The organism is Brachybacterium tyrofermentans, from assembly GCF_039526165.1.
Classification (GTDB): Bacteria; Actinomycetota; Actinomycetes; order Actinomycetales; family Dermabacteraceae; genus Brachybacterium; species Brachybacterium tyrofermentans.
This window is the reverse complement of record NZ_BAAAIR010000094.1, coordinates 1-7,995: the sequence shown is the minus strand read 5'-3', so window position 1 is coordinate 7,995 and position 7,995 is coordinate 1. Positions and strand designations below refer to the sequence as shown.

Genomic DNA, 7,995 nt, shown 5'->3' with positions numbered 1-7,995 from the left:
TGTGACTTCGTTCGCTTGGTGGCGGGGTTTTTGCAGCGCTCCGTGGCGGTCTTGTTGCCGCGATCACGCAGGACTGGCTGCAGGTAGGTGTCGCGGTCTGAACCGAGAGGGGTGCGCCCGGTCGGGGCCGTTTGGATCGCTGCCGCTACGTTAGAGTCCGAAGGCTCCGCCGCTGACGAGGATCACGATGCCGAGGCCGATGAGAACGATGGGGAAGAGGATGTGCTCCCAGCGTTCGAGCACTTCGGCGATCGGGGGGCGGGTGGCGACGAACTTTGCCAGGGCCACCAGGACCGCGACGAGCGCGAGGAAGACGATGCAGTAGGCGACTACTGCGAGAGGTTCCACGCTGAGGAAGACCGGGGTGTAGACGCCGATGTTGTCGCCGCCGTTGGCGAGGGTGACGCCTGCGACTGTCCACACGCCGACCTTCTTGCCGGCAACCTTGGCCTCGTCGTCATCGTCGTCATCGTCTCCGCGCCAGGCCTGCCATGCGGCCCAGAGGCCGAGGCCCAGAGGGATGAGACCGAAGTACGGGATGGCTGCCGAGGGCAGGAATGCTCCGGCACCGATGGTCACCAGGACCGCGGCACCGAGGATGCCGGCGAATCCGAGGTACTGGCCGGCCAGAATGCGGGCGGTAGTGCCGCGCTGGCCTGCCCCTCGCGCGAAGAAGAGGGAGAGCACGATGATGTCGTCGATGTTGGTCGCTGCGAACAGGCCCATCGCCTGCAAGACCGAGGTGAGGATCATGCGCCCTCCCCAGCTGCGTCGCATCCTGGAAGCGAGCAGGCGGGATCGATGCACGGGGCGTCTTCGTCCACTGCCAGGGTGGCATCGACCAGTGCCGTCAGCGCCTGCGCCAGGTGCGAATCGGCGATCTCATATCGTGTCCGACGACCCTCGGGCTCGGAGACGACGATCCCGCAATCGCGCAGGCATGCCAGGTGGTTGGACACGTTCGGGCGTGTCAGGTCCAGATCTCGGGCCAGTTCCGCCGGGTAAGCGGGATGGTCGAGCAGGGTCAAGATGATCCGGGATCGAGTGGGGTCGGCCAGTGCACGACCCAGGCGGTTCATCACGTCGAGACGCGAAGCAATAATCAGCATGGACTGAACTATACAGCGCACACTGAACACTCGGTCACAGGCGTCAGCCCAGATCGCATGCCCGTAAGGGGAACCCTCACCGGACACCACCGCTACTTATCGAGAGGAACGACGGCTGTGGAGTTTGGCGCTAGGTGGCGGTGTTCTGTGATCGCTCGATGTCGTGCTCCAGAGCTCCCTTCGTCTTGCATCCCATCGGATACGCGACACTCGCTCCAGTACCGTGGGATTGAGTTGCGCACCCGAGTGATGAGGACTTCGGACACAGGTAAAAAATGGCGGGGTTCTTCCGACGCTCGGTGGCGGCCCCGCGGGTCCAGAGCGATGGCTGCCGGGACAGTATTCCGCAAGCCGATCGGCTACCGGCTGCGTGCGTTGACCGGGCGTTGATCACGCTCAGCGCGGCTCGCCTTGCTCCTCGTCCTCCAGGCAGGCGAATCCTGTCGAGTCGGTGAGCAGGAGAGCGCAGCCAGCAGTCATTGCGATACAGATGGAGGGGGTTGTGGGAGATGTTTCTTCCGTGATCTAGTGGGAAGCCCCACTCGGAGAGGTGCCCAGATCCATGACACCTGAAGTGAAGTTCACCCCCGACATGGAGCAAACGGTCGACCATGAAGAGGATCTGACTCGCGAGATCCTTGCCACGATGGCCGCTTCGCAACAGGAGGCCGCTGGCAAGCACCGTCACGCGCACCGTGATGCGCACGCCAAGAGCCACGCGATCCTCAAGGCCACTCTGATCGTCCATGACGGCTTGGCGCCCGAGCTTGCTCAGGGCATCTTCGCCGAGCCCCGCAGCTACGACGCGGTGGTGCGCCTGTCATCGGCCCCCGGCGATATCCACACCGACCGCACCCCGGCACCGCGCGGCTACGCGATCAAGGTCATCGGCGTTGAGGGTGAGCGGTTGCTGCCGCACCTCGGCGGCCACAACCAGGACTTCCTGATGGTCAACTTCCCGACGCTGGCGTTTGGCACGATCGCGAAGTACAAGGAGCTGCTCGGGCTGCTGGAGAAGAACTCGCACTCACCGGAGGTGCTGCAGCGCCTGACAACCGGAGCTATGCGCGTCGTCCGCGGAGCGGTCGAGGCAACCGGGCGCACACCGAGCGCGATCGTGGAAGGGCTCGGCCGTGACAGCAACCACGTGCTGGGCGAGACATACTTCACGCAGGGCGCGCTGCGCTATGGGGAGTACGTCGCGAAGCTGTCCGTAGCTCCGAAGTCAGCGAATGTCCGCGCGCTGACTGGGAGCACGATGAAGGTCGATGACTTCTCCGCGATCCGGGACCTGTTGGGCGGCTTCTTCGGCACGGAGGGTGCCGAGTATGAGATGCGCGCGCAGTTGTGCACCGACGCCGAGGCGATGCCGGTCGAGGACGCGGCGGTCCTGTGGAAGGAAGACGCCTCACCGCACCGGCCGGTCGCAACGCTGCGGATCGAAGCGCAGGACGCGTACAGCCCGGCACGCCGCACCTATGGAGACGACGTGCTCACGTTCAACCCGTGGAACGGGGTCGAGGCCCACCAGCCGCTGGGCTCGATCATGCGCATCCGCAAGCGCGCCTACGAACGATCCACCGCGTACCGGCACGACTACAACGCACGCGAGCAGGCCGAGCCCGACAGCCTGGACGACATCCCTAACTGACCGACCCCATCAGAAGATCCGTGACACAAGGAGGAGCACGACATGACGAACCGACCAGACCCACGACTGCAGGACGACAGCCGCCTCGATGAGATCAAGCGTGCCGTCGACGAGGTCGCACACGACGCCCCGGAGCTGGCGAAGATCGCCCTCGAGGCGATGATCCGCAAGCACAATCCTGACCTCGCCGGCACGGCGGACTCCGCTGGCCGGGTCGGCTTGCGCTCGGGCAAGGTGTCCGAGTTGACCGCAATGGGCCGGCTCAAGCCTGGTGGCGCCGAGCGGCTGCAGCGCATCCTGTCGCTGACCAAGGGCAACATGGACGGCGCCCAGCGTGTTTCGACCTTGCACGACATGCGTTTTGTCTTCTTCGACGACAACACCCGGATCCTGTTCGCGACCGCCTACGACGGCGACTGGGACGCCTACATCAACGACTTCGCGACCAAGATCCCGGGGCTGATGGACCTGCTGTTCCAGAACCTTGAGGGGTGGCCTGGGATTGACAGTCCGGACGTCAAGGACTTCATCGCTGGGCGGCAGATCACTGCGGCGGGCTGGTTCGTCGCCAACCCGGCCGTGACCGTTGTTGACGTGCGCCGCATGCAGCGCACCGAGCACGCCCTGAACGACTTCCTCGACTCGATGTCCGGACGCCGCGACCTCGACGACGAGACGACCGGGGCACTGAAGAAGCTGACCGATGCGATCTCCGCGCCCGAAGGGGTGGACTACTGACATGGGGCGGCTGAGCGAACTGAGAGCGCGCTTCAAGCGCGAGCACGTCACGCTGGACCTCGACGACATCCAGGGCGTCATCCTGCGATCACGGCCGGAGCCGTACGTCGGGGCACACGCGATGCTGCACGTGGACGACGCGGTCGGCGGGCGGGACTTTGTCGCCCGGCTCGCCGACCATGTCCAGTCGGCGAAGGACTGGGCCGAGGACCTCGAGGCGTGGACCGGGGTAGCCGTCAGCCACGAGGGCCTGAAGGCCCTCGGCGTGCCGGAAGCGTCGCTGAAGAGCTTCCCGTTGCCCTTCCAGCAAGGCATGGCCGCACGCGCGCTACAACTCGTCGACAACGGTCTCAACGCCCCCGAACACTGGGACGAGGCACTCACCCCGGGCACCTGCCACATCGCCCTGACGATCTATGCAGCGAACCAGGCCGCGCTGGACACAGCCCTGACCACCGCGAAGGATGTCCTGGAGCGCTCCAGCGGCGTCACCCTCCTCGCGACGCACCCGTTCGGTGTCGACGAGCAGAACAAGAACCCGTTCGGGTTCCGCGACAGCATCTCGCAGCCCACGATCGCCGGCAGCGGGGTGATCCCGCAGCCCGGCCAGGAGCGCACCATCGCGGCCGGGGAGTTCATCCTCGGAGAGAACAGCGAGACCGGGTCTCCGCTCGGGATACCCGAGCCGGCCGAGTTGGGCCGCAACGGGACGTATGTCGTCTTTCGCAAGTTCGCTAGCCGCGTCGGCGCGTTCAACGACTACCTCGCCTCCCAGACCACAGACCCGGACGCCCAGCACGAAGTTGCTGCCAAGATGTTCGGCCGCTGGCGAAGCGGGGCGCCGCTCGTCTTGTCGCCGGACCACGATGACGAGGACCTCGGCAACGACCCGGCCCGCCGCAACGACTTCTCCTTCAAGGATGACCCCAAGGGGATGATGTGTCCCCACTCGAGCCACATGCGCCGCCTGAACCCGCGGGACAGCGATCTGACGATCATGACCGACGTCAACATCAAGCGCATCATCCGCCGTTCCTCGACGTACGGACCCTCCTGGTCACCAGAGGTGACCGTCGCCGACGACGCCAAGGAAGACCGCGGGATCTACTTCGTCTTCATCAGCGCCAGGGCCTTCGACACGATCGAGTTCATGCAGCAGGAGTGGATTAACGGAGGCAACTTCGTCGACCTCGGCCCCGAGCGCGACCCGATCGTGGGTAACCACGATGACGACGAGACCGACGGTCGGTTCACTATCCCCGCGGAACCAGCCCGTACGCGGATCAACGGCATCACGACGTTCAACCGAATGGCCGGCGGCGAGTACCTGTTCATGCCGTCCGTTAGCGCCCTGCACTGGATCGGCGCCCAGGGGTGGGTCTCCTGACCAAGCACGGTGGCCACCGAGATTTGGAGCACGAGGTGCGGTCCCGATGCATGAGTTTGACCGCCACACCGTGTCGCTTCGACTAACACAACCTGTGCCGGGACGCCGTCCCAGTAGCGGAACCCTCACCGGACACCACCGCTACTTATCGAGAGGAACGACGGCACGCCTGGCGGGCTGTCCCGTAAGACCCGTCCGGTGAACTGTCCGGTGAAGGGAGGCTATATGACACACTGGGGAGCATGTCCCCCTTGAAGGTCGGCTATGCCCGAGTCTCCACCGACGAGCAGGACCTGACCGCGCAGCGTGACGGACTCGCGGCGTTCGGCGTCGATCCCAAGCGCATCTACGTCGATCACGGGCTCACGGGCCGCAACGCCGACCGTGAGGGCCTGCGGCAGGCGCTGGCAGCGTGTCGGGACGGCGATACATTCGTGGTCACCAAGCTCGATCGGCTGGCGCGTTCGGTCCGTGATGCCCACCAGATCGCCGACGACCTCGCGGCGCGGGAAGTGAAGCTGAGCATCGCCGGATCGGTGTACGACCCGACCGACCCGATGGGGAAACTGTTGTTCAACGTGCTGGCGATGGTCGCCGAATTCGAAGCCGACCTCATCCGTGCCCGCACCCGCGAGGGGATGAAGGTCGCCAAGGCCAAGGGCCGGCTGCGCGGGAAGTCACCGAAACTCACCCCCCGGCAAGAAGCTCACCTCGTCCAGCTACATGCCGCCGACGAGCACACCGTGGGCGAGCTGGCCGAGCTGTTCAGCGTGGGCCGCTCCACGGTCTACCGCGCCCTTCAGCGCGCCGAGCGCGGGCGCGAGAACGCCTTGCAGTAGGTGCGTCGTGGACGCTCGAGCGCGGTGGCGAATCCTCAGGCTCCACGTCGAGGACCAGGTGCCCCTCGCGCGCTTAGCTCGCGAGACCGATGTAGGGCTGCGGACCCTGGAGCGCTGGCACGCCCGCTACCGCGCCGACGGCTACGCCGGACTGGAGACAGCCTCGCGAGCGGACACCGGCTCCCGCCGCCTTCCGCCCGACCTCGTCCACCTGATCGAGGGCCTGGCACTGAGCAAGCCGCGGCCGGCCATCGCCACCATCCACCGCAAAGTCACCGGCATCTGCGCCGCCCGGAGATGGCCGGTCCCCTCCTACTCGGTGGTGTGGGACATCGTGCGGACCCTGGATCCCGGCATGGTCACCCTCGCCCTGGAGGGCGCAGCGTCCTACCGCGACAAGCACGAGCTGGTGCTCCGCCGGCAAGCAGAGCTGCCCAACACGATGTGGCAATCCGATCACACCATGCTCGACATCCTGGTGGTGGGCACCGACGGCAAGCCCGCACGGCCATGGCTGACAACGATCCTCGACGACTGCTCCCGGTCGGTCTGCGGCTACACAGCCTTCCTGGGCGCACCGTCGGCGATGAACACCGCCCTGGCGCTGCGCCAAGCGATCTGGCACAAGACCGACCCGGCCTGGCCGATGTGCGGCCTGCCCGACGTGCTCTACGTCGACCACGGCAGCGACTTCACCAGTGACCAGCTCGCCCACACCGCCGTCGACCTCCACATCCGACTGATCCACTCCACCGTCGCCCGACCCCAGGGACGGGGCAAGATCGAGCGGTTCTTCGGCACCATCAACACCGAGCTACTCGCCACCCTGCCCGGACACATCACCGAAGGGCACCCCTGGCCGACACCGAAACTGTCCCTGGCCGAACTCGATAGCGCCCTGGAGGCGTTCGTGGCCACCTACAACGACCGCACGCACAGCGAGCTCGGAACCTCCCCGCGCAGCGCGTGGACCGCCGATGGCTGGCTGCCCCGAATGCCCGAGAGCCTGGAAGACCTCGACGGACTGCTGTTAACCGTCGCCAAGACCCGCGTCGTGCGCCGCGATGGCATCCGCTTCCAGGGCCTGCGCTACGTCTCCCCAACTCTGGCCGGCTACGTCGGACGCTCGGTCGTGATCCGCTACGACCCCCGCGACATCACCGAGATCCGCGTCTTCGATCACGACGAATTCGTCTGCAAGGCCGTCAACCAAGAGCACCACGACCAGAAGGTCAGCCTCAAGGAGATCCAGGCCGCGCGCAACGCCCGCCGCCGGGCGCTGCGAGCCGGCATCAACGAACGCATCGCCCTCGTGGCCGCACCTACCGAGACACCACGGATCACCGAAGCACCGACTCCGGCGCCGAGGTCGGCGTTGAAGATCTACAAGGAGGACCTCAGGTGAGCCAGCGCTTCATCGTCACCAAGGAGCACCGCCGCTTCACCGAGTTCGCCGACGCCGTGCGCCGCGGGCACACCATCGGTTTGTGCTTCGGATCAGCCGGCGTAGGAAAGACACTCTCCGCACGCCGCTACGCACACTACGAGAAGGCTCATGACCTGCTGACCTACTGGGGGCCGCGCTCCGACAACGACGCCAAGATCTACGCCGCCTTGAACCGGAGCCGCACCGTGCTCTACACCCCCAGCGTGCTGACCACCCCGCGGACCCTGAAGGACGAGCTGACCCAAGCCATCACCCGCACCAACATGTGCATCGAGCAGCACCTCGTACCTCCCGGCACGGCCACTCCCGAGGCCTGGGGATGGCGACACGGCAGGAACTACGTGGAGCTGATCATCGTCGACGAGGCCGAACGACTGCGTCCCGCCGCGCTGGAACTGCTGCGCGATCGCTACGACCGCGACGACATCGCCCTGATCCTGATCGGCATGCCCGGCCTGGAGAAGCAGTTCAGCCACTACCCCCAGTTCTACAGCCGAGTCGGCTTCGCCCACCAGTACCGGCCCCTGGGACAAGACGAACTGCTGTTCGTCCTCGAGCGACACTGGCGATCCCTCGGCAAGACCCTCGACCCCGACGACTTCACCGACGCCCAAGCCATCGCAGCCATCGCACGGATCACCCGCGGCAACTTCCGGCTCCTCGAACGCCTCTTCCCCCAGATCCAGCGGGTCCTGAAGATCAACGAACTCGACACCATCACCAACGACGTCATCGAAGCCGCACAGAGCACCCTGGTCATCGGTGTCACCTGACCCCGCCACGAAGCGACCGAAGAACCCCGCCATTCAGCAGACGAAGTCACA

At 65.9% G+C, this 7,995-nt stretch carries 8 protein-coding genes; 6 read left to right on the top strand and 2 right to left on the bottom strand.

Annotation, left to right across the window (positions count from 1 at the left end):
* Positions 1-150: 150 nt before the first annotated feature.
* Positions 151-753 (bottom strand): cadmium resistance transporter, encoded by a 603-nt coding sequence (locus ABD093_RS18530; protein ID WP_016997609.1) that lies wholly within the window; start codon positions 751-753, stop codon positions 151-153.
* Positions 750-1,109 carry a Cd(II)/Pb(II)-sensing metalloregulatory transcriptional regulator CmtR gene (cmtR, locus tag ABD093_RS18525; protein ID WP_084449591.1) on the bottom strand — a complete coding sequence of 120 codons (360 nt, stop codon included), beginning with the start codon at positions 1,107-1,109 and terminating at the stop codon, positions 750-752. The genes ABD093_RS18530 and cmtR overlap by 4 nt, the downstream gene beginning before the upstream one ends.
* Positions 1,110-1,671: 562 nt before the next feature.
* Here cmtR and ABD093_RS18520 point away from each other — a divergent pair.
* The 6 genes from ABD093_RS18520 (at position 1,672) to ABD093_RS18495 (ending at position 7,944) form a co-directional block, all read left to right on the top strand.
* The gene (locus tag ABD093_RS18520) at positions 1,672-2,760 is read left to right on the top strand and encodes a catalase family protein (RefSeq protein WP_343926376.1); all 1,089 of its coding nucleotides are present in this window, start codon (positions 1,672-1,674) and stop codon (positions 2,758-2,760) included.
* Between the two features lie 42 nt (positions 2,761-2,802).
* Positions 2,803-3,498 (top strand): hypothetical protein, encoded by a 696-nt coding sequence (locus tag ABD093_RS18515; RefSeq protein WP_343926374.1) that lies wholly within the window; start codon positions 2,803-2,805, stop codon positions 3,496-3,498.
* A gap of 1 nt (position 3,499) precedes the next feature.
* The gene (locus tag ABD093_RS18510) at positions 3,500-4,885 is read left to right on the top strand and encodes a Dyp-type peroxidase (protein ID WP_343926372.1); all 1,386 of its coding nucleotides are present in this window, start codon (positions 3,500-3,502) and stop codon (positions 4,883-4,885) included.
* A gap of 242 nt (positions 4,886-5,127) precedes the next feature.
* The gene (locus ABD093_RS18505) at positions 5,128-5,724 is read left to right on the top strand and encodes a recombinase family protein (RefSeq protein ID WP_010534181.1); all 597 of its coding nucleotides are present in this window, start codon (positions 5,128-5,130) and stop codon (positions 5,722-5,724) included.
* A gap of 7 nt (positions 5,725-5,731) precedes the next feature.
* Positions 5,732-7,129, top strand: a complete 1,398-nt coding sequence (locus ABD093_RS18500; RefSeq protein WP_343926370.1) for a Mu transposase C-terminal domain-containing protein — start codon at positions 5,732-5,734, stop codon at positions 7,127-7,129.
* Positions 7,126-7,944: an AAA family ATPase gene (locus tag ABD093_RS18495; protein ID WP_037161208.1), complete on the top strand. Its 819-nt coding sequence runs from the start codon at positions 7,126-7,128 to the stop codon at positions 7,942-7,944. Before ABD093_RS18500 ends, ABD093_RS18495 begins: the two co-directional genes overlap by 4 nt.
* Positions 7,945-7,995 lie beyond the last annotated feature (51 nt).

Excerpts from the sequence above, each read along its gene's own strand:
- ABD093_RS18530 (WP_016997609.1), bottom strand. The coding sequence starts at position 753 with ATGATCCTCACCTCGGTCTTGCAGGCGATGGGCCTGTTCGCAGCGACC.
- cmtR (WP_084449591.1), bottom strand. The coding sequence starts at position 1,109 with ATGCTGATTATTGCTTCGCGTCTCGACGTGATGAACCGCCTGGGTCGT.
- ABD093_RS18520 (WP_343926376.1), top strand. The coding sequence starts at position 1,672 with ATGACACCTGAAGTGAAGTTCACCCCCGACATGGAGCAAACGGTCGAC.
- ABD093_RS18515 (WP_343926374.1), top strand. The coding sequence starts at position 2,803 with ATGACGAACCGACCAGACCCACGACTGCAGGACGACAGCCGCCTCGAT.
- ABD093_RS18510 (WP_343926372.1), top strand. The coding sequence starts at position 3,500 with ATGGGGCGGCTGAGCGAACTGAGAGCGCGCTTCAAGCGCGAGCACGTC.
- ABD093_RS18505 (WP_010534181.1), top strand. The coding sequence starts at position 5,128 with ATGTCCCCCTTGAAGGTCGGCTATGCCCGAGTCTCCACCGACGAGCAG.